Raw genomic sequence first — 21294 nt, 5'->3', positions numbered from 1 at the left:
CCCGGCCAGAAGCGGGAACAGAAGAAGGAGGCGCGTCAGTCCGGCCAACAGGGTCAGCGGGCCTGGGCGTGGTATTCGGGGTTGGGCAGCATCCCCGTCGCGCTGGCCACGCGGTTCGACATGGAGAAGAAGCCGACGACGCTAGCGATGTCCCAGATATCGCGGTCGGAAAAGCCCGCGTCGCGCAGGGCCTGCCTGTCATCCTCGGTCACCTCGGCGCTGGCCTTGGTCACCTTCTCGGCGAAGGTCAGCATGGCGGTCTGTTTCGCATCGAGGTCGGCCATGCGCCAGTTCATCACCATCGCCTCGCCCAGTTCGGGCTTGCCCGACAAGGCGCGCACGGCGGCCCCATGGGCCACCTGGCAGTACCAGCAGCGGTTGATCGACGAGACGACCACCGCGATCATCTCGCGCTCCAGCTTGGTGAGCCCGCTATCGGCCAGCATCAGGTCGTTATACATGGCCGTGAAGGCATTGAGCTTGTCGATATCGAAGGCGTAGGCCTTGAGCACGTTCGGCACCATGCCCAGCTTGTCCATGCAGACGTCGAAGTATTTCTGCGTCTCGGGCGGCAGCGGGTCGGCCATCGGCAGATCGAGGGTGGTGGGCTGATCGTCTTGGCTCATGACGGGCTGTCTTCCTGTAGTTTGCGGTAGTGATACTGTCCCACAACCCCGAGGCCGAGGGAAGCATAGAGGGCGTTGGCGCCGGTGTTGGCCTGTGTGCAAAGGGCCGAGATGAACGTGCCGCCGTTCTGCACCGTCCAGAGCGCGGCCTGGCGACAGACGCGCACGGCAACGCCCTTGCGCCGCAGGGCTGCGGGCACTTCGAGCGCGTGGATCATGCCGACGCCGGCGTGCAAGCCGACAAAGGCGGTGGCGGCGGGGGTGTGCTCGAACCGGCCGATGATCGAGGTCTTGGTGGCGGCGACCCGGTGCATCACGGCGATGCGGCCGGGGCCGATGCCGCCCTCGGCCCACATGTCGACCTGAATCGCCAGTGGCTCCCACACGGCGTAGGCCTTGGCGCGCGGGCCGGCCACGTCGGCGAGGGGCTGGGCTTCGCCGATCCAGAGGTGGACGGGATCGACCACCTTGTAGCCACGCGCGTCGAGCATCGTGTCGAGGGCGTCGTCGCCCATGCGGATCATGAAAAGCGGCGTCTGGCCGAGCGCACGCATCGCCTCTTCGGCCTGGGGCAGGTCGCCTTCGGTGACCGGACCGTTCGCCGTGGCGGCCGAGACGCGCTGGCCGCCGCCCTGCCCTTCGCGGATCGTCCATGGGCCGGCCTGGGTCATGGCAGCGGGGGCCCATGTGGCGTCGATCACGCCGTAGAGGGTTTCGATTTCGGGGGTCACTCGGGGAAGGCCTTGCGCAGCTCGGCCATCGCGGCGTCGAGCCTTTCGGGATCGGGCCCGCGCAGCACGACATTGGCGCCGAACGCCCCCTCGCGCTGGAACGGGTAGGAGCCCATCGACAGGTCCGGATAACGCCGTGCCAGCTCTGCCAGCGGGCCTGCGATATCGCCCTCGGGCCGCATGATCTGAAGCGTTTGCGACAGCACGGGCGCGCCGCCTGTGATGGTCGGCAAGACGCTTTCCAGCATCGCCTCGAAGATGCGGGGCACGCCGGCCATGACATGCACGTTGCCCAGCGTGAAGCCGGGCGCGGCGCTGACCGGGTTGTCGATGAGCGTTGCGCCCTCGGGGATGCTGGCCATGCGCAGGCGGGCCTCGTTCAGGGACTGGCCGCTTTTCTCGTAATGGGCGGCAAGCAGGGCGCGGGCATCCTCGCGCACGTCGATCGGGGTGTCGAAGGCGCGGGCCACGTTGTCGGCGGTGATGTCGTCATGGGTGGGCCCGATACCGCCGGAGGTGAAGAGGTGATCGTAGGTGTCCGACAGGGTTTTCACGGCGTTTGTGATGGCGTCGGGATCGTCGCTGACAACGCGCACCTCGCGCAGGTCGATGCCGCGTTGCGTCAGCACCTTGGCGAGGTGGTGCATGTTGGCGTCGCGCGTGCGGCCCGAGAGGATTTCATCCCCGATGACGAGCATGGCGGCGGTGGGGTTTGGCATTCTCGGCCTTTCTTGAACGGGTCGCCGGATCGGTATAGGCCCTGCGTCATGCGCTTTCAAACCCCTCTTGAGCCGGCGCGGCTTCTTCGCCGGTACAAACGGTTTCTTGCCGATATCCGGCTGGAGGCGGACGGGCGCGAGGTGGTGGCGCATTGCGCCAACCCGGGCTCGATGATGGGGCTGGCCGAGCCGGGGATGCGCATCTGGGTCGAGCCGAATGACGACCCGAGGAAGAAGCTGGATTATGGCTGGCGGCTGGTGGATCACGGCAACGGGCATTTCACCGGCGTCGATACCGGGCTGCCGAACCGGGCGCTGAAGGCGGCGTTGGAGGGGCGGGCGGTGCCGGGGCTGGAAGGCTATGGCACGGTGCTGCCCGAGCGGAAGTACGGCGCCGGGAGTCGGATCGATTTCCTGTTGCAGGAGAACGGGTTGCCGGATGCCTACGTGGAGGTGAAGTCGGTCACCCTGTCGCGGCAGGCGGGGCTGGCGGAGTTTCCCGACAGCGTGACGGCGCGGGGGCGCAAGCACCTGCTGGAACTGGCGGAAATGGCGCGGGCCGGGCACCGGGCGGTGATGCTGTTCCTTGTCCAGCGCACCGATTGCGCGGCGGTCACGCTGGCGGCGGATATCGACCCGGCCTATGCGGCGGCCTACGAGGCGGCCAGCGCGGCCGGGGTCGAGACCATCTGCCTTGGATGTGCGATCACTCCAGAAGCCGTGGAAGTGGCGGGGCCGCTGGCGTTCACTCCGGCCGTGTCACCTTGACCGAGGGGTCGTAGGTATAGACCACGCGGTGCTGTTCGCCGTTGGGGTCGGGCGCCCAGGAGGAGACGAAGCTGTCCATCTCCCAGATCATGACCCGTTGGGTCTCCGGGTCGATATAGACCGTGTCGGACGAGCCGTACCAGATGCCGCCCATCTCCTCGTTCGGGTCGGACTTGGTTGTGAAGCTGTAGGAGAGGTAGCTGGCGCCGTCGACCTCCACCGTGCCGTGGCAGGTGATATCGGTCACGTTGGCCTGTCGCTGCTGCCGGTCGGCCTCGTGCTGGGCGCGGCGGTCGCCGGTGAAGCCCTGCTGCGGGGTCCAGGGGCCGTTTTCGCCCGGGCCTGTCCAGATATCGTTGTCGATCGCCATGGTCATGTTGGCGCCATCGACGCCGGCGATGGTGCGCAGGGGCGTTTCGATGATCGACCCGTAGACCTGTGTCACGGTGCCGTCGGCATCGCGCACGGTGTTGACGTGGCGGTGCGGCGGGCGCTGATAGGCGTCGAGCGGGGCGCCCGTGGCCCAGAGGGCCTGAACCTCGGCGAGGCAGTCATCGGCCCGGACCGGGGCCGCCGCAGAGATAAGCAGGGCAGAGGCTAACAGGTGAAAAAGCTTGGAGAATCCGTTCATGGCACTACCTTTGGTCTGACAATGATGGCAGATTACACCGGAACCGCGCGGCACAGAAGGCCGCAGGCGGGCCCTCTGGCACATCCGGGCCATCTGTCATAGATAGACGCGGAACGGGTAGTTACGGGAGCCAACCGTGAAGAACGAACATCGCGGCAAGCTGACGCGCGACGGGATCCGCATCCATGAGCGGGACGACTTTGTCGGCATGCGCAAGGCCGGCGAGCTGGCGTCGCGTATCCTCGACGAAGTGGCGCCGCATGTGCAAGTGGGCCAGACCACCGGCGCGCTGGACCGGTTGATCGAGGACCATGTTAACAAGGCCGGGGCGACCTCGGCGACGATCGGGTACAAAGGGTACCAGCACGCGAGCTGTATCAGCGTCAACCATGTGGTTTGCCACGGGATTCCGGGCAGCAAGCTGCCGAAATGGAAGAACGACACCAACCGGCGGACGGATGATACGCTGATGGACGGAGACATCCTGAATATCGACGTCACGGTGATCGTCGATGGCTGGTATGGCGACACCAGCCGGATGTTCGTGGCCGGCCAGCCGAAGCCCTATGCCGAGCGGCTGATGCAGGTGACCCATGACAGCCTGATGAAGGGGATCGAGGCGGTGAAGCCGGGCAACACGTTCGGCGATATCGGCCATGCGATCCAGACCTTCGTCGAAGGCCATAAGATGAGCGTTGTCAGGGACTTCTGCGGTCACGGGCTGGGCCGGGTGTTCCATGCGCCGCCCAATGTGCTGCATTATGGCCGCCCCGGGACGGGGCCGATTCTGGAGGAAGGCATGTTCTTCACCATCGAGCCGATGGTGAACCTCGGGCGGCCGGAAACCAAGGTGCTGTCGGATGACTGGACGGCGATCACGCGGGACAAGTCGCTTTCCGCGCAGTTCGAGCATTCCATCGGGGTGACGGCGGACGGGTGCGAGATCTTCACGCTGTCGACAGCGGGTAAATTCCACCCCACCTGGGGGTGATCCCCTAGTTCCTGCGAATCACGGGTTAATTCACTGAAAAGACGGCCAAACCCGATGTCGGTATCGCGTCGGTTTCACGTCGGTATTACGTCGGTATTTTTTGCCGACGCCCCGGCCTGTCGGGCCGGGTTAACGCGCCGGGCGTTGCGATTCACTCCGGATCGGGCTCGAACACCTCTTCGATCGTGGCGCCGAACAGGCGGGCGATGGTGAAGGCCAGCGGCAGGCTGGGATCGTAGCGGCCACGTTCGAGGGCGTTGACCGTCTGGCGCGAGACGCCGAGCTGGCTGGCGAGGTCGGCCTGCGACCAGCCGCGCTGGCGGCGCAGCTCGTGAATGCGGTTCCTCATCCGTAGCGGATGCGGCCGATGACGGTGCCGATCACCCAGAGCGCGGCCATCAGCGGCCAGACCACGAACATCGACAAAGTCGGCAGGCCCGCACCTTCGAGGAAGCCGTAGCCGAAGGTGAGAAGGGCGGTTCCGGCGAAGGCGAAGGCCAGCGCCTCGAACTGCATCTTGCGCTGCATCTCGTCTAGGTGGCGGATGGTGCGGATGATGACGCCGCAGATGAAGATGGCGGGCAGCATGGGGGCGAGGGATAGGAGGATGCGGGCGGTATCGCCGTGGGGACCGGCCTGCAGGAGCTTCTGCGAGAAGAACAGGGCAAAGGCGTAGGCGGCGAAGCCCACGAGCATGAGGGCGAGGTTGCGTTTCATCGGGCGGCCTCCTGTTGTAAAGTGTGCTTTACAATTGGGGGAAAGGCCGGGAGATGTCAAGGGTGCTTTACATTTTTGGGTTTTGATGTGGGGGGAGGTGGGTTTCACCCACCCTACGGCGGCAGGTTTGGTGCAGCGAGGTCCCGGCTCGGGGGCCGGGACGGGAAGGACATGAGGCCGGGTGGGGCATAATGAGAAAGGCCCCGCCGGGTGGCGGGGCCTTTCCTGTTTCCATCCGAGCGATGCTCAGTCTTCGCGGCTTTCCGGCGTTTCGACGAAGTTGTCGAACTCGTCGCCGCCGACCACGTCGTTGGCATCCGGGGCCGCCAGCGCGGCGGCCGCTTCGGCCTCCTCGCGGCGGGCCTCGATGACCACGTTGTCGCGGCCCTGGGCGATCGAGCGGACCTTGAGGGTCGCGCCACCAGTGCCGGCCGGGATGAGGCGGCCGACGATGACGTTTTCCTTGAGGCCAACCAGCTTGTCACGCTTGCCTTGGACCGAGGCTTCGGTCAGCACGCGCGTGGTTTCCTGGAACGACGCCGCCGAGATGAACGACCGGGTCTGCAGCGAGGCCTTGGTGATCCCGAGAAGGATCGGCTCGCCCTGTGCCGGGCGCTTGCCCTTGTCGAGCGCCTTCTGGTTGGCCGCGTCGAACTCGGCCTTGTCCACATGCTCGCCCTTGAGAAGCGTGGTTTCCCCGCTGTCGAGGATCTCCCACTTCTGGAGCATCTGGCGGACGACGACCTCGATGTGCTTGTCGTTGATCTTCACGCCCTGCAGACGATAGACCTCCTGCACCTCGTTGATCATGTAATCGGCCAGAGCCTCGACCCCCATGATCGACAGGATGTCGTGGGGTGCGGGGTTGCCGTCCATGATGTAGTCGCCCTTCTGCACGTAATCCCCTTCCTGAACGGGGATGTGCTTGCCCTTGGGCACCATGTACTCGACCGGCTCCAGCGACTCGTCGGCCGGTTCGATGCTGATCCGGCGCTTGTTCTTGTAGTCGCGGCCATAGCGAACGTAGCCGTCGATTTCCGCGATGATGGCGTGATCCTTCGGGCGGCGTGCCTCGAAGAGTTCGGCCACACGCGGCAGACCGCCGGTGATGTCCTTGGTCTTGGCGCCTTCGCGCGGGATCCGGGCGACCACGTCGCCGGCGCTGACATCCTGCCCGTCTTCGATCGACAGGATGGCGTCGACCGACATCGGGTAGGTGACTGGGTGACCGGCATCGTTGCGCACCGGCTCGCCATCGGCGTCGGCGATCAGGATTTCCGGCTTCAGCTCGTTCCCGCGGGGGGCGGCACGCCAGTCGGACACGATCCGCTGGGTCATGCCGGTGGCGTCGTCGGTCACCTCGCGCACCGAGACACCGGTGGTGAGGTCGACGAACCGGGCCGTACCGCTCTTCTCGGCAAGGATCGGCAGGGTGTAGGGATCCCACTCGAACAGCTTGTCGCCGCGCTTGACCTTGTCGCCTTCCTTGAGGAACAGCTTGGAGCCGTAGCCGATCTTGTGGCTGGCCAGCTCGGCGCCGTTCTCGCCCATGATCCGCAGTTTCATGTTGCGGCCCATGACCAGGGTTTCGCCCGACGAGTTCTCGAGCGTCTGGGCGCCCTCGTACTCGATCGTGCCTTCCTGGCTGGCTTCGAGGAACGACTGCTGGCCACCCTGCGCGACGCCGCCGATGTGGAAGGTCCGCATCGTCAGCTGGGTGCCGGGTTCGCCGATCGACTGGGCGGCGATGATGCCGACCGCTTCGCCGGTGTTGACCATGGTGCCGCGGGCGAGGTCACGGCCGTAGCACATGGCGCAGACACCGTCATCGGCCTCGCAGGTCAGCGGGCTGCGGATCCGCGCGGTTTGCACGGCAGCCTGGTCGATCGCGTCGGAGAGGCGCTCGTCGATGAGCTGGCCGTTGGCGACGACCACCTCGCCCGATGCCGGGTCGACGATATCCTCGGCCGCGACACGGCCCAGCACGCGCTCGGCCAGCGACGCCACCACCTCGCCGTCATTGACGGCGGCCTCGGCGGTGATCGCGCGTTCGGTGCCGCAATCGTGCTGACGCACGATGCAGTCCTGCGCGACGTCGACGAGACGGCGGGTCAGGTAGCCGGAGTTGGCGGTCTTGAGTGCCGTGTCCGACAGACCCTTACGGGCGCCGTGGGTGGAGTTGAAGTACTCCAGCACGGTGAGGCCTTCCTTGAAGTTCGAGATGATCGGCGTCTCGATGATGTCGCCGTTCGGCTTGGCCATCAGGCCGCGCATGCCGCCCAGCTGTTTCATCTGCGTGACCGAGCCCCGCGCGCCCGAGTGCGCCATCATGTAGACGCTGTTGGGTTCCTGCACGGCGCCGCTCTCGTCGGTGATCTCGGCCGAGATGGTGCCCATCATCGCCTCGGTCACCTGGTCGTTGCACTTCGACCAGGCGTCGACAACCTTGTTGTACTTTTCGCCCTGGGTGATCAGGCCGTCCATGTACTGTTGCTCGAAGCCCTTCACGAGTTCGCGGGTCTCCTCGACGATCGTCCACTTGGTGTCGGGGATGACCATGTCGTCCTTGCCGAAGGAAATGCCGGCGCGGAAGGCTTCCTTGAAGCCCATCGACATGATCTGGTCGCAGAAGATCACGCTCTCCTTCTGGCCGCAGTAGCGGTAGACGGTGTCGATGACCTGCTGCACCTCTTTCTTGCGGAGGAGGCGGTTGACCAGCTCGAAGGGCGCCTTGGCGTTGAGCGGCAGGAGCCCGCCGATGCGGACGCGGCCCGGGGTGGTTTCGAACCGTTGAACCACCTCGTTGCCTTCCTCGTCGATCTGGGGAAGACGCGCGGTGACCTTGGCGTGCAGGTGCACCTCGCCCGAGTCGAGCGCGTGCTGCACCTCGTCGATGGAGGAGAAGACCATGCCTTCGCCCTTCATGCCTTCGCGCATGATCGAGGTGTAGTAGAGGCCGAGGACCATGTCCTGCGACGGCACGATGATCGGGGCGCCGTTGGCGGGCGACAGGACGTTGTTGGTCGACATCATCAGGACGCGCGCCTCGAGCTGGGCTTCCAGCGAGAGGGGCACGTGCACGGCCATCTGGTCACCGTCGAAGTCGGCGTTGAAGGCCGAGCAGACGAGCGGGTGAAGCTGGATCGCCTTGCCCTCGATGAGGATCGGCTCGAACGCCTGGATGCCGAGGCGGTGAAGCGTCGGCGCGCGGTTCAGGAGGACCGGGTGCTCCCGGATCACCTCGTCGAGGATGTCCCAGACTTCGGGGCGCTCTTTCTCGACGAGTTTCTTGGCCTGCTTGACGGTCGAGGACATGCCCTTGGCTTCGAGCCGCGAGTAGATGAACGGCTTGAACAGCTCGAGCGCCATCTTCTTGGGCAGGCCACACTGGTGCAGCTTGAGTTCCGGGCCGGTCACGATGACCGAGCGGCCCGAGAAGTCGACCCGCTTGCCGAGAAGGTTCTGGCGGAAGCGGCCCTGCTTGCCCTTGAGCATGTCGGAGAGCGACTTGAGCGGGCGCTTGTTGGCGCCGGTGATGACCCGGCCGCGGCGGCCGTTGTCGAAGAGCGCGTCGACCGATTCCTGCAGCATCCGCTTTTCGTTGCGGACGATGATGTCGGGCGCGCGCAGTTCGATCAGCCGCTTGAGGCGGTTGTTCCGGTTGATCACGCGGCGGTAGAGGTCGTTGAGGTCGGACGTGGCGAAGCGGCCGCCGTCCAGCGGGACGAGCGGGCGCAGTTCCGGCGGGATCACCGGGATCACGGTCATGACCATCCATTCCGGGCGGTTGCCGGATTCGAGGAAGGACTCGACGACCTTCAGGCGCTTGATGATCTTCTTGGGCTTGAGTTCGCCGGTGGCCTCGGCCAGGTCGGCGCGGAGCTGCTCGGCCTCGGATTCGAGGTCGATGTTCTGCAGCATCTCGCGGATCGCCTCGGCGCCGATATTGGCGGTGAAGGCATCCATGCCGTAAGCGTCCTGGGCGTCCATGAACTCTTCTTCGGTGAGCATCTGGCCGTAGGTCAAGTCGGTGAGGCCCGGCTCGATCACGACGTAGTTCTCGAAGTAGAGCACGCGCTCGAGGTCACGCAGGGTCATGTCGAGCATGAGGCCGATGCGCGACGGCAGCGATTTCAGGAACCAGATATGGGCGCAGGGCGCGGCCAGCTCGATATGGCCCATGCGCTCGCGCCGGACCTTCTGGAGCGTGACCTCGACGCCGCATTTCTCGCAGACGACGCCGCGGTACTTCATCCGCTTGTACTTGCCGCACAGGCATTCGTAGTCCTTGATCGGGCCGAAGATGCGCGCGCAGAACAGGCCGTCACGCTCGGGCTTGAACGTGCGGTAGTTGATGGTTTCGGGCTTCTTGATCTCGCCGTAGGACCAGCTGAGGATGCGTTCCGGGCTGGCGAGGGAGACCTTGATTTCGTCGAACACCTTGGCGGGGGCCGCAGGGTTGAACGGGTTGTTCGTGAGTTCCTGGTTCATGTTCAAATCCTTTGATCGGGTAAGGGGGAAGCCGTTCGGCGGTGGTGGGTTGGCACCCACCCTACGGATCGCAGGGTGGGCCTAACTCACCGACGAGCGCCGTTACTCGTCTTCCTCCTCGTCCAGGAGTTCCATGTTGAGGCCGAGGCCGCGGACTTCCTTCACCAGCACGTTGAAGCTTTCGGGCACGCCGGCCTCGAAATTGTCCTCGCCCTTGACGATGCTCTCATAGACCTTGGTCCGGCCGGCCACGTCGTCGGATTTCACCGTCAGCATATCCTGCAGGGTGTAGTCCGCGCCGTAGGCTTCGAGTGCCCAGACCTCCATCTCGCCGAAGCGCTGGCCGCCGAACTGGGCCTTGCCGCCCAGCGGCTGCTGGGTGACGAGGCTGTACGGCCCGGTGGAACGTGCGTGGATCTTGTCGTCGACAAGGTGGTGCAGCTTGAGCAGGTACTTGACGCCGACGGTCACCTTGCGGCTGAACTGTTCGCCGGTGCGGCCGTCATACAGGATGGACTGGCCGCTTTCGTCGAAGCCCGCGCGTTTCAGCGCGTCGTTCACGTCAGGCTCTTTCGCACCGTCGAAGACCGGGGTCGCGATCGGCACGCCACGGGTGACGTTGCCGGCGGCTTCCACCAGCCCTTCCTCGGACATGGGCGCGATGCCTTCTTCGTAGACATCGTCGCCATAGGCGATCTTCATCGCCTCGCGGACCGGGGTCAGGTCGCCCGAGCGGCGGTATTCCTGCAGCGCCTCGTCGATCTTGATGCCGAGGCCGCGGGCCGCCCAGCCCATGTGGGTTTCGAGGATCTGCCCGACGTTCATCCGCGACGGCACGCCGAGCGGGTTGAGGCAGAAGTCGACCGGGGTGCCATCCTGAAGGAACGGCATGTCCTCCATCGGGACCACCTTGGAGATGACGCCCTTGTTGCCGTGACGGCCGGCCATCTTGTCGCCCGGCTGAAGCTTGCGCTTCACGGCGATGAAGACCTTGACCATCGTCATCACGCCCGGCGGCAGGTCGTCGCCGCGGCGGACCTTCTCGACCTTGTCCTCGAAACGGGCGTCGAGGGTGCGTTTCTGCGCCTCGTACTGCTCGTTCAGGGCCTCGACGATCTGGGCGTCTTTCTCTTCCTTCAGCGCAAGCTGCCACCACTGGCCGCGCGAGAGCGTTTCCAGCAGCTCCTCGGTGATTTCCGAGTTGGCCTTGACGCCTTTCGGGCCTTTCACGGCGACCTTGCCGAGAATGTGGTCCTTCAGACGCGCGTAGATGTTGCGCTCGAGAATGGCGAGCTCGTCGTCGCGGTCACGGGCAAGGCGTTCGACCTCTTCCCGCTCGATCTGCAGCGCGCGCTCGTCCTTCTCGACCCCGTGGCGGTTGAAGACGCGGACCTCGACCACGGTGCCGTAGTCGCCCGGCTTCACGCGCAGCGAGGTGTCGCGCACGTCGCTGGCCTTTTCGCCGAAGATGGCGCGGAGGAGTTTCTCTTCCGGCGTCATCGGGCTTTCGCCTTTCGGGGTGATCTTGCCCACGAGAATGTCGCCCGGCTGTACGTCGGCGCCGATATAGACGATGCCCGCCTCGTCGAGGTTGCGCAGGGCTTCCTCGCCGACGTTGGGGATGTCGCGGGTGATCTCTTCCGGTCCGAGCTTGGTGTCGCGGGCGGCGACCTCGAATTCCTCGATGTGGATCGACGTGAACACGTCATCGCGGGCGATGCGTTCCGAGATCAGGATCGAGTCTTCGAAGTTGTAGCCGTTCCACGGCATGAAGGCCGTGACCACGTTCTTGCCGAGTGCCAGTTCGCCCAGGTCGGTCGACGGGCCGTCGGCGATGACCTCGCCCTTGCCCACGGTGTCGCCCACCTTCACCAGCGGCTGCTGATTGATACAGGTGTTCTGGTTCGAGCGCTGGAACTTGCGCATGCGGTAGATATCCACGCCGGGATCGCCGATTTCGAGATCCTCGGTGGCGCGGATCACGATCCGCTGGGCATCGACCTGGTCGATCACGCCGGCGCGGCGGGCGAGCACGGATGCACCCGAGTCGCGCGCAACGACGCCTTCGATGCCGGTGCCCACGAGCGGGGCCTCGGACCGGAGCGTCGGCACGGCCTGACGTTGCATGTTCGAGCCCATCAGCGCGCGGTTGGCGTCGTCATTTTCCAGGAACGGAATGAGCGAGGCCGCGACCGAGACCAGCTGTTTGGGCGAGACGTCGATCAGGTCGACATGCTCGACCGGGGCCAGCATGTATTCGCCCGACTGGCGGGTGTTGACCATCTCGTTGACGAACTTGCCGTTGTCGTCGAGCGTCGCGTTGGCCTGGGCCACGGTGTGGCGCATTTCCTCGGTGGCGGACATGTAGGTCACGTCGTCGGTGACCTGCCCGTCCTTCACGCGGCGGTAGGGCGTCTCGATGAAGCCGTACTTGTTCACGCGGGCGAAGGTGGCGAGGCTGTTGATCAGGCCGATGTTCGGGCCTTCCGGCGTCTCGATCGGGCACATCCGGCCATAGTGGGTCGGGTGAACGTCGCGCACCTCGAAGCCCGCGCGTTCGCGCGTCAGGCCGCCCGGCCCGAGCGCCGAGAGGCGCCGCTTGTGGGTGACCTCGGACAGCGGGTTGGTCTGGTCCATGAACTGCGACAACTGCGAGGAGCCGAAGAATTCACGCACCGCGGCCGCCGCCGGCTTGGCGTTGATCAGGTCCTGCGGCATGACAGTGTCGATCTCGACCGAGGACATACGCTCCTTGATGGCGCGTTCCATGCGGAGGAGGCCGACGCGGTACTGGTTCTCCATCAACTCGCCGACCGAGCGCACCCGGCGGTTGCCGAGGTGGTCGATGTCGTCGATGTCGCCCTTGCCGTCGCGCAGTTCGACCAGAGCCTTGACGCATGCGACGATATCGCTGCGGTCCAGCGTGCGCTGGGTGTCGGGCTTTTCGAGGTTGAGGCGCATGTTCATCTTCACGCGGCCGACCGCAGACAGGTCATAGCGCTCGCTGTCGAAGAACAGCGTGTCGAAGAGGGCCGAGGCGGCCTCTTCCGTCGGCGGCTCGCCCGGGCGCATGACGCGGTAGATATCCATGAGCGCGGTTTCGCGGTTCATGTTCTTGTCCTGCGCCATGGTGTTGCGCATGTACGGACCGACATTGATGTTGTCGATGTCGAGCACGGGGATATCCGTGACGCCCGCCTCGATCAGGTCCATCACCGTGCCGCCGGTGATTTCGCCGTCCTTGTCGCGGGTGATCGTCAGCTCGTCGCCGGCCTCGACATAGATCGCGCCGGTTTCCTCGTTGATGATGTCACGGGCGACGAAACGCCCGGCGATCTGCTCGAAGGGCACGAGCAGCTCTTTCACGTTGCCGTCGTCGATCAACTTCTTGACGGCGCGGGGCGTGATCTTCTTGCCGGCTTCGGCGATCACCTCGCCCGTGGCGGCGTCGATCAGGTCATAGGTCGGCCGGGTGCCGCGCACGCGGTTGGGGAAGAACTTGGTGACCCAGCCCTTCTTCTTTTTCAGCTTGTAGTCGACCGTATCGTAATACGCGTTCATGATGTCTTCCTGGTCCAGCCCGAGGGCATAGAGCAGGGTGGTCACCGGCAGTTTGCGGCGACGGTCGATCCGCGCGAAGACGATATCCTTGGCGTCGAATTCGAAGTCGAGCCAGGAGCCGCGATAGGGAATGATCCGGCAGGCGAAGAGCAGCTTGCCCGAGGAATGGGTCTTGCCCTTGTCGTGGTCGAAGAACACGCCGGGCGAGCGGTGCATCTGGGAGACGATCACGCGCTCGGTGCCGTTGACGACGAAGGTGCCGTTCGGGGTCATGAGCGGCATGTCCCCCATGAAGACATCCTGTTCCTTGATGTCCTTGACCGAGCGGGCGCCGGTATCCTCGTCGAGATCGAACACGATCAGGCGCAGGGTGACCTTCAGCGGGGCGCTGTAGGTCATGTCGCGCTGCATGCATTCATCGACGTCGTACTTGGGTTTTTCCAGCTCGTAGCTGACGAATTCCAGCACGCTGGTTTCGTTGAAATCCTTGATCGGGAAGACCGACTGGAAGACCCCCTTGATGCCTTCGCCATCCTGCGGGTCGGGCTGATCGCCGGAGTTCAGGAAAAGGTCGTAGGAGGATTTCTGAACCTCGATGAGGTTCGGCATCTCCAGCACTTCGCGGATTTTGCCATAATATTTGCGGAGACGTTTCTGGCCGAGATAGCTCGCGGGCATAAGGGCGCTGTCCTTGTACTCACGCCACTTCGCGGGGCGGCAACCGGCGAAGTGACTGTTCAGGCGGTTCGGTGTCCCATTCCTGTGCAGCGTGCCAGGCTGAACGCTCGGACATCGAAACGCACCTAGCCAAACCTGCGCACGTACAGGTTTGGCAAGATGCGTTAAGTGAGGTGATCTCGTAGCATCATATTTGTTCGGACCGCAAGGGCGTCAAGGGCGGTTTCTCGCTCACGTATGGTTTACCTTGCTTCCCTTCGGGTTTTCAGCGGGGCCGAGGGCGGCGTCGAGGCCGGCCCAGGCGGATTTGACGGTGGTTTCGAAGGCGCTGCGGGAATATTTCCTGGCAATCACGGCCGAGGCGGCGCGCCGGAGCGAATCAAGGCGGGCCGGGTCGCGGTCGTACTCGGCGACGGTGTCGCGGGTGGCGTCGATCAGGGCGGCAAAGTCGGCGTCGGGCACCTTGATGCCGGTGGTGGCGTCGAAGAATTCCTCTCCGCCGATGCCGGCATAGCCGATGGTGATGCAGCCGGCCTTCATCGCCTCGGCCGGGGGCAGGCCGAAGCCCTCCTGCTCCGAGAAGGAGAGGAAGATGAGCGCCTCGCGCAGGGCGGCGGCGACCTGGCCGGGGGGCAGGCCGTCGATCGGCGTCAGCTCCCACCGCTTGAGTTCGGGCAGGGCGGCCAGCGTGTCGGCGACGAAACAGGCCTGTTCGGGACGCTTGCGGGGCATGTAGGCGATGCGGCGCTGCTTGGCCTCGGTATAGTCGAGGCCGGGCTGGTCGACCGGCAGGGTGATGCGCTCGGCCGGGCCGGGATAGGCGTGGCGGAGGGCGGCGTGGCAGGCCTCGGAGATGGAGAAGGCGGCATCGACCTTGCCCATGACATCGCCGGTCTTGTCCCAGTGGCGGGCCAGCAGCAGGCCGAAGCCGTTCTGCACGGCCAGCACGAGGCGGTTGTCGGGATAGACGCGGGCGATTTCGGTCAGGCAGAATTCGGGGGCGACGATGACATCGCCCGGGCCGGGGCGGCGGAGGGGGTTGGCGCCGCTGCGGGGCAGCAGGCCGGAGAGCTTCTGCTTCAGGCGGGTCAGGCGGCGTTCGAATGGGTTGGCCAGCGAGGCGAGCGCGGGGTCGTGGAAGGCGTCGCCGGTGTAGGGCCAGAAGCGGTAGGCATAGCCGGGCGAGGCGTAGAGCGGGGCGGCGTCATAGCCGGCGCGGCGCAGCACCTCGATGATCTGCAGCAGCACGTTCACGCCGCCGACCGGCTTGGCCACCTCGGGCAGCGGGAAGAGATATGTGCGGCGGGCGGTCATGCGGGGCGGATCGGCCTGAGGTTACATGGAGGCGGGGGCGTGTCCCCTGCCCTTTCAATGCACAAAGGCACGCCGCGGGGGGCGTGCCTTTGCAGATGAACCGGGAACCGGCGGCGCGGCGTGATCCGTCGCACCGCCGGGCCTGATCACTTGAGCTCGACTTCTGCGCCAGCTGCTTCCAGCTTGCTCTTGAGGTCTTCTGCTTCGTCTTTGGAAACCTGTTCCTTGACGGCCTTGCCACCGGCTTCGACCAGTTCCTTGGCTTCTTTCAGGCCAAGACCGGTGATTGCGCGAACCTCCTTGATGACGTTGATCTTGGAAGCGCCAGCGGACTTCAGGATCACGTCGAATTCGGTTTGCTCTTCACCAGCGTCGCCACCGGCGTCGCCGCCGGCCGGGCCGGCCATCATGACGGCGCCGCCAGCGGCGGGCTCGATGCCGTACTCGTCTTTCAGGATGGTTTTCAGTTCTTGTGCCTCGAGAAGCGTCAGACCAACGATCTCTTCGGCGAGTTTCTTCAGATCAGCCATTTTACAGCTCTTTCCGTTTTCCAAGTTTGTGTTCCAACGTCGGGCGATTGCCCCACACGCGGGATGTTCCAGTTGCGCTTATGCAGCTTCGGCCTTCTCTTCGATGGTCGAAAGGATGCTCGCGATGTTCGAGGCAGGTGCGCCAATGGCCCCGGCAATGTTCGAAGCGGGTGCGCCGATGCAGCTTGCGATCTGAGCGATAAGCTCGTCGCGCGAGGGCATCTTCGACACGGCTTCGACACCGGCCCGGTCCAGGGGATCCGAACCCATTGCCCCGCCAAGGATCTCGTAGTTCTTGTTATCCTTGGCGAAGTCCTCGGCGACCTTGGCTGCTGCCACAGGGTCTTCCGAGAAGGTGAGCACGGTCATGCCCGTGAGGTAATCGGCAATGCTTTCGCACGGCTTGCCCTCAAGGGCGATCTTGGCGAGCCTGTTCTTGGCAACGCGAACGGATGCTTCGGCCGCGCGGGCGCGGGCGCGAAGATCCTGCATTTCTGCAACCGTGAGACCCGCGTAGTGGGCCACCACTACGACGCCAGAGCTTTCGAAGATCTGGCCGAGTTCCTCGACCACTTTCTCTTTCTGGGCTCTATCCACAGTTTCACTCCAAATTTGGGGGTTGCCCCCCGGCTCAGTTCTGGCGGGTTGCCCCGCCGTTCGGGTCCAATTTCAGGGTCCCGAGACCAAGATCACCCGAAGGCAGGGCCTTCGCATGGAATCTCAACTCGTTCCCCATCTCAGGAAGGAATTATTGGGCGGATGCCCAACCCTCCATCTCGGACAGGACGAGGCCACCGTGGCGGCCCCGCCATTCGCCCCGGCCCCTAGAGACCGGAGGCAAATTCTCAGGCGTCGGCCAGGCTGGCCGCGTCGCCCACGTCGATCGAAACGCCCGGCCCCATGGTCGAGGTGAGCGAGATCTTCTTCATGTAGGTGCCCTTGGCGCCGGCCGGCTTGGCGCGGTTCACTGCGGTCACGAAGGCGCGCACGTTCTCGACCAGCTTCGCCTCGTCGAAGGAGGCCTTGCCGATGCCGGCATGGACGATCCCGCCCTTGACGGCCTTGAACTGCACCTCGCCGCCCTTGGCGGCCTTGACGGCGTCAGCCACGTCCATCGTCACCGTGCCGACCTTGGGGTTCGGCATCAGGTTGCGCGGGCCGAGGATCTTACCCAGGCGGCCGACGATCGGCATCATGTCCGGCGTGGCGATGCAGCGGTCGAAGTCGATCTTGCCCGACTGCACGGTTTCCATCAGGTCCTCTGCGCCGACGATGTCGGCACCGGCCTTCTCGGCCTCCTCGGCCTTGGGGCCGCGGGCGAAGACGGCGACGCGAACGTCCTTGCCGGTGCCGTTGGGCAGGCCGACGACGCCGCGGACCATCTGGTCGGCGTGGCGGGTGTCGACGCCGAGGTTCAGCGCGATCTCGACGGTTTCGTCGAACTTGGCCTTGGCGTTGTTCTTGACCAGCGCGACGGCCTCTTCGACGGTCACGTTCATCTTGCCTTCAAAGGCCTCGCGGGCGGCGCGGGTGCGTTTTCCGAGCTTTGCCATCTTACTTCACCTCGATGCCCATGGACCGTGCGGAACCGGCGATGATCTTCATCGCGGCTTCGACGTCGTTTGCGTTGAGGTCCTTCCACTTGGCCTCGGCGATTTCGCGCAGCTGTTTCGGCGACACGGTCGCGACGGACTCGCGGCCCGGCGTCTTGGCGCCGGATTTCAGCTTGGCGGCCTTCTTCAGGTAATAGGACGCCGGCGGCGTCTTGATGTCCATTTCAAAGGACTTGTCCTGATAGTAGGTGATGACGGTCGGGCACGGCGCGCCCGGTTCCATCTCCTGCGTCTTGGCGTTGAACGCCTTGCAGAATTCCATGATGTTGATACCGCGCTGACCAAGCGCCGGACCCACGGGCGGGGACGGGTTCGCCTGACCTGCGGGCACTTGCAGCTTCATCGTGCCTGCGAGTTTCTTGGCCATGAGGCCTCTCCTTTACTTCCAACTTCCCGGGGGCGCGCCCCTGCGGGATCTTTGTTGTGTGGTCCGGTCCGCGCATCGCGATGCGCTCGCCTTCCACTTCGGCATCCCGGGAGACCCGGGCATTTCGGGCGCGGTCAGCCTTGCTTGGTGACCTGCGTGTACTCCAGCTCGACCGGGGTTTCCCGGCCGAAGATCGACACCATCACCTTGAGGCGCTGGTTGTCGTCGTCGACTTCCTCGACCATGCCGTCGAAATCCTCGAACGGGCCGTCGTTGACCTTCACCTTCTCGCCCACCTCGAAGGAGATGAGGGTGCGCGGGGCTTCCTCGCCTTCCTGGACGCGGTTCAGGATGGCGTTCACCTCGGCGTCGCGCATCGGCATCGGGCGGCCCTGGGGACCGAGGAACCCGGTGACGCGGTTGATCGAGTTGATCAGGTGATAGCCCTTGTCCGACATTTCCATGTGGACCAGCACGTAGCCCGGCATGAACCGGCGCTCGGCCGTCACCTTCTTGCCGCGGCGCACCTCGATCACTTCCTCGGTCGGCACGAGAACCTCGTCGATCTCGTCCTCGAGGCTTTGCTCGGCAACGGATTGTCTGATCTGCTCGGCAATCTTCTTCTCGAAATTCGAGAGAACGCTAACCGAGTACCACCGTTTTGCCATCGTTCAACCAAGTCCTGTCAAGCCCGGCGCGATGCCGGATATATTCGTGTTTTCAGGCCCTTGGCCCGAAGTCCCCGAAACAAAAAGCGGCGCGCAACACGAATCGCCGCGCGCCATGTATCGGAGTGTCGGCTGGCCTACCCCCAAACCGCCTTGAAATCAAGGGCAAGGGGGTGAATTTCTGAGGCTCAGCCGAAGAAGCCCAGGACACCCGTCAGCCCGGTGCGGATCAGCAGGTCGACCAGGGCGAAGAAAATCGCGGTCAGGGTGGCCATGATGAAGACCATGACCGTGGTCAGGAACACCTCGCGCCGGGTGGGCCAGACGACCTTTGCGACTTCCGAGCGGACCTGCTGGATGAACTGAAGCGGATTGGTCATTGCCATGTGCGGATATGCCTGTAGCTGAATGCGCGTTGCGGGCGGACATACGCGCAGCCCCGCGCGAATTCAAGGGTGGAGAAAACACCCGCCCGGGAAACCGGGCGGGTGTGGCATGGAGAGGCATGCCGTCGGGGAGGGATCAGGAGGTGCGCATGCCGCCGTGGCGGGCGGCGGGGCGGGTCTTGGCGACCGGCTGCGACATGTCGGGCAGCGCGAGGCTTTCGGCCAGGCTGTCGGGCAGGTAGTCGAGCACGGTGTCGAGACGCAGCGCGGCCCGGTCGATGGCGCGGCGCAGGCGTTCGGCGGTCTTCGGGCGCCGACGGGCGAAGCGGTGCCAGTGGCCGGCGGTCACGAGGTAGCGCAGCGAGAGGATGGCGAGGACGGCGAACCATGCCATGACGAGGACGGCGGCGCCGAGGAGGACCGGCCAGAAGAAGGCGGTGAGCACCAGGGCCGCGATGCCCACGTGGCGGGCGCGGAGACGGGAGAGGAGGCTGGCGCGGGGTTCTTCGACCTCCTCGTCCTCGTCGGCGGAGAAGGCGGCGCGGAGGCGCTGCTCCTCGTCGAGCTCTTCCTGCGCCTCGAGCGGCGGGAGGGCCTTCGCGCCCTTCGCCTGCGGCGCCTTCTGCGCGGTTTCGGCGGTGTCGGTTGCCGGGCCGTCGGGGCGTTGACCGCGCTCGCCCAGCATGAGCTGGCTGATGTAGCGCTCGGCGTTCTTCTGGGCGACGTCGTCGTTCAGCGCGTCTTCGGGCGGCGGGCTTTGCAGCTCGACGGAATCATGGGGCAGGTGCGGGTTCGTCTTTGAAAGGACAACAAACTTGGTCATGGCAGCACTCGTTCAACATGTCAGACGCCCCCACGCCTGCCCCGGTTCCGATGCCCAAGTGGGCGGTGCCGGGAACGGGGGTTTTTCTGTGGTCCAATTATGGCGCAAATGTGGCGGAATGTGGCCTGAATTGTGTCACGCCCCATTTCGGCCCTTTTTCAGCCGCAATTCCGGCAACACTGATTTCGCTGGGAAAAGACTGTTTCCGAAGCCGGAACAGGGCGGAATTCGCGGAGGCGGGCGAGGTGTCGATTCGCGGCGAATCGAAATCCCGCCACGCGGGTGCGCGCACGCCGAAACGCCCGCCAAGGGCGGTGAAGCTGACGGTTCCGGAATGTCGGGAGGAATGGCAGGGGCAGCAGGGCTCGAACCCGCGACCTACGGTTTTGGAGACCGTCGCTCTACCAGCTGAGCTATACCCCTTCGCAAGCGAAGCCCCGGATACGGCAACGCCTGCGAAAGTTCAAGCCCGATTTCGGCAGAAGAGGCGGAGAATCCGGGCGGAAGCGGGTTAGCCGGCCGCCGCGCGCTCGAGCGCCGCAAGGTCGGCCCCGCAGATCGCCGCCTCGTGGGCGAGGATGCGGTCGATCGGCCAGTCCCACCAGGCGATGTCGAGCAGGCGGGCGATGGTGGCGGCGTCGAAGCGGGTGCGCACGGGCCTTGCCGGGTTTCCGGCGACCAGCGTGTAGGGCGGGACATGGCCCGCCACCACGGCCCCCGCCCCGGCGATGACACCGTGGCCAAGCCGGGCGCCGGGCAGGATGCGCACCCCCTGCCCCAGCCAGACGTCATGGCCGATCACGGTGTCGGGATCGACTGCCTGCGGCAGCGAGGGGCGGCCCGCCTCGAACCCGCCATCGAAGACGGCGAAGGGAAAGGTCGAGAACCCGTCGCGCCGGTGATTGGCCGAGGCGGTGATGAAGGTGACCCCGTCTGCGATCTGGCAGAAGCGGCCGATCTGCAGCCGCTCGGGCGAACCGGGGTAGAGGTAGGGCGCCAGGCGCACCGCCCAGTCCTCGGGCGGGACGTGGGCGCTGGCATATGTGTAGTCGCCCACCTCGATGCGCGGATGGTCGATGGCGTTTTTCAGAAAGACGGTGCCGGTGTGGACACGGCCGTCGGGAAGGGTCAGCGGATGGCGCGTATCGGCGCCGGGAAAGGGGCGGTGCATGGCAAGCCTCGCGTATGATCGGTCCGGGGTCGGGTTAGGCGATCAGGCGGCTTGGTCCACTTTTCCCTCCATTGGCTGCGTGGGGGCTGATAGCAGGGGGGCGGCGAAAAGGAAAGGGCCGCCCTGCCGGGGCGGCCCTTCGTGATGTCTGCGAGAGGTCCCGGGTCAGGCCCGGGACGGGGCGGTGTTGCCCTTTACTCGATGATCTTCGACACCGCCTGCGTGGCGCGTCTCGGGACCATCGAGTGCTCTTCGATCACTCGATGATCTTCGACACGACGCCGGAGCCCACGGTGCGGCCGCCTTCGCGGATGGCGAAGCGGAGGCCGTCTTCCATGGCGATCGGCGCGATCAGCTCGACACCGAACTTCAGGTTGTCGCCGGGCATGACCATCTCGGTGCCCTCGGGCAGGGTCACGGTGCCGGTCACGTCCGTCGTCCGGAAGTAGAACTGCGGGCGGTAGTTGGCGAAGAACGGCGTGTGACGGCCGCCTTCATCCTTGGTCAGG

The 21294-nt window shown here is 65.2% G+C and carries 20 protein-coding genes and 1 tRNA gene; 2 read left to right on the top strand and 19 right to left on the bottom strand.

The window, feature by feature from the left end; all coding sequences use genetic code 11:
• Positions 1-53 precede the first annotated feature (53 nt).
• Genes RLN94_RS09115 through RLN94_RS09105 form a run of 3 tightly spaced genes read right to left on the bottom strand, consistent with a single transcriptional unit; the run spans position 54 to position 2076 of the window.
• Positions 54-626 (bottom strand): peroxidase-related enzyme, encoded by a 573-nt coding sequence (locus RLN94_RS09115; protein ID WP_350130089.1) that lies wholly within the window; start codon positions 624-626, stop codon positions 54-56.
• A complete protein-coding gene (locus RLN94_RS09110; RefSeq protein WP_350130087.1) occupies positions 623-1357 on the bottom strand; it encodes a GNAT family N-acetyltransferase in 735 nt (244 codons plus the stop codon). Before RLN94_RS09110 ends, RLN94_RS09115 begins: the two co-directional genes overlap by 4 nt.
• The gene (locus RLN94_RS09105; protein ID WP_350130085.1) at positions 1354-2076 is read right to left on the bottom strand and encodes a competence/damage-inducible protein A; all 723 of its coding nucleotides are present in this window, start codon (positions 2074-2076) and stop codon (positions 1354-1356) included. The genes RLN94_RS09110 and RLN94_RS09105 overlap by 4 nt, the downstream gene beginning before the upstream one ends.
• Positions 2077-2124: 48 nt before the next feature.
• Between RLN94_RS09105 and sfsA the strand changes: the two genes are divergently transcribed.
• A complete protein-coding gene (sfsA, locus tag RLN94_RS09100; protein ID WP_350130083.1) occupies positions 2125-2844 on the top strand; it encodes a DNA/RNA nuclease SfsA in 720 nt (239 codons plus the stop codon).
• On the opposite strand, the gene RLN94_RS09095 is transcribed toward sfsA, so the two are convergent.
• Positions 2822-3475 (bottom strand): hypothetical protein, encoded by a 654-nt coding sequence (locus RLN94_RS09095; protein ID WP_350130081.1) that lies wholly within the window; start codon positions 3473-3475, stop codon positions 2822-2824. The genes sfsA and RLN94_RS09095 overlap by 23 nt on opposite strands.
• 136 nt (positions 3476-3611) lie before the next feature.
• Here RLN94_RS09095 and map point away from each other — a divergent pair, with 136 nt between their 5' ends.
• On the top strand, positions 3612-4466 hold the full coding sequence (gene map / locus RLN94_RS09090) for a type I methionyl aminopeptidase (protein WP_350130079.1): 855 nt from the start codon (positions 3612-3614) through the stop codon (positions 4464-4466).
• 151 nt (positions 4467-4617) lie between these two features.
• On the opposite strand, the gene RLN94_RS09085 is transcribed toward map, so the two are convergent.
• The 15 genes from RLN94_RS09085 to RLN94_RS09015 all read right to left on the bottom strand — a co-directional run.
• Complete coding sequence (locus RLN94_RS09085; protein ID WP_350130077.1) at positions 4618-4815, bottom strand: helix-turn-helix transcriptional regulator; 198 nt, start codon at positions 4813-4815, stop codon at positions 4618-4620.
• Positions 4812-5183, bottom strand: coding sequence for a hypothetical protein (locus tag RLN94_RS09080; protein WP_350130075.1), 372 nt, complete (start codon positions 5181-5183; stop codon positions 4812-4814). Before RLN94_RS09080 ends, RLN94_RS09085 begins: the two co-directional genes overlap by 4 nt.
• Before the next feature lie 246 nt (positions 5184-5429).
• Positions 5430-9674, bottom strand: coding sequence for a DNA-directed RNA polymerase subunit beta' (gene rpoC / locus RLN94_RS09075; protein ID WP_350158539.1), 4245 nt, complete (start codon positions 9672-9674; stop codon positions 5430-5432).
• A 102-nt stretch (positions 9675-9776) separates the two neighbouring features.
• A complete protein-coding gene (gene rpoB / locus RLN94_RS09070) occupies positions 9777-13913 on the bottom strand; it encodes a DNA-directed RNA polymerase subunit beta (RefSeq protein WP_350168839.1) in 4137 nt (1378 codons plus the stop codon).
• A gap of 231 nt (positions 13914-14144) precedes the next feature.
• Positions 14145-15227 (bottom strand): glycosyltransferase, encoded by a 1083-nt coding sequence (locus RLN94_RS09065; protein WP_350130852.1) that lies wholly within the window; start codon positions 15225-15227, stop codon positions 14145-14147.
• Positions 15228-15373: 146 nt separating this feature from the next.
• Entirely contained in the window at positions 15374-15757 is a 384-nt protein-coding gene (gene rplL, locus RLN94_RS09060) for a 50S ribosomal protein L7/L12 (protein ID WP_350130851.1), read from the bottom strand.
• Between the two features lie 78 nt (positions 15758-15835).
• A complete protein-coding gene (gene rplJ / locus RLN94_RS09055) occupies positions 15836-16354 on the bottom strand; it encodes a 50S ribosomal protein L10 (RefSeq protein ID WP_300896465.1) in 519 nt (172 codons plus the stop codon).
• A 248-nt stretch (positions 16355-16602) separates the two neighbouring features.
• Positions 16603-17310, bottom strand: coding sequence for a 50S ribosomal protein L1 (rplA, locus tag RLN94_RS09050; protein WP_350158541.1), 708 nt, complete (start codon positions 17308-17310; stop codon positions 16603-16605).
• Position 17311: 1 nt separating this feature from the next.
• On the bottom strand, positions 17312-17737 hold the full coding sequence (rplK, locus tag RLN94_RS09045; RefSeq protein ID WP_350158542.1) for a 50S ribosomal protein L11: 426 nt from the start codon (positions 17735-17737) through the stop codon (positions 17312-17314).
• A 134-nt stretch (positions 17738-17871) separates the two neighbouring features.
• Positions 17872-18405 (bottom strand): transcription termination/antitermination protein NusG, encoded by a 534-nt coding sequence (gene nusG, locus RLN94_RS09040; RefSeq protein ID WP_300896468.1) that lies wholly within the window; start codon positions 18403-18405, stop codon positions 17872-17874.
• Positions 18406-18593: 188 nt separating this feature from the next.
• Positions 18594-18791 (bottom strand): preprotein translocase subunit SecE, encoded by a 198-nt coding sequence (gene secE / locus RLN94_RS09035; protein WP_057816445.1) that lies wholly within the window; start codon positions 18789-18791, stop codon positions 18594-18596.
• A 136-nt stretch (positions 18792-18927) separates the two neighbouring features.
• Positions 18928-19614 carry a hypothetical protein gene (locus RLN94_RS09030; RefSeq protein ID WP_350123722.1) on the bottom strand — a complete coding sequence of 229 codons (687 nt, stop codon included), beginning with the start codon at positions 19612-19614 and terminating at the stop codon, positions 18928-18930.
• Between the two features lie 347 nt (positions 19615-19961).
• Positions 19962-20037: transfer RNA gene (locus RLN94_RS09025), tRNA-Trp, on the bottom strand.
• Between the two features lie 88 nt (positions 20038-20125).
• Positions 20126-20785 carry a CatB-related O-acetyltransferase gene (locus RLN94_RS09020; RefSeq protein ID WP_350123725.1) on the bottom strand — a complete coding sequence of 220 codons (660 nt, stop codon included), beginning with the start codon at positions 20783-20785 and terminating at the stop codon, positions 20126-20128.
• A 256-nt stretch (positions 20786-21041) separates the two neighbouring features.
• Positions 21042-21294: EF-Tu C-terminal domain-related protein (locus RLN94_RS09015; protein ID WP_502949478.1), on the bottom strand; the 253-nt coding region annotated here is incomplete at its 5' end.

The organism is Roseovarius sp., assembly GCF_040223625.1.
GTDB lineage: Bacteria > Pseudomonadota > Alphaproteobacteria > Rhodobacterales > Rhodobacteraceae > Roseovarius.
The sequence above is the reverse complement of the archived record's forward strand: the minus strand, read 5'-3'. Positions and strand labels throughout refer to the sequence as shown.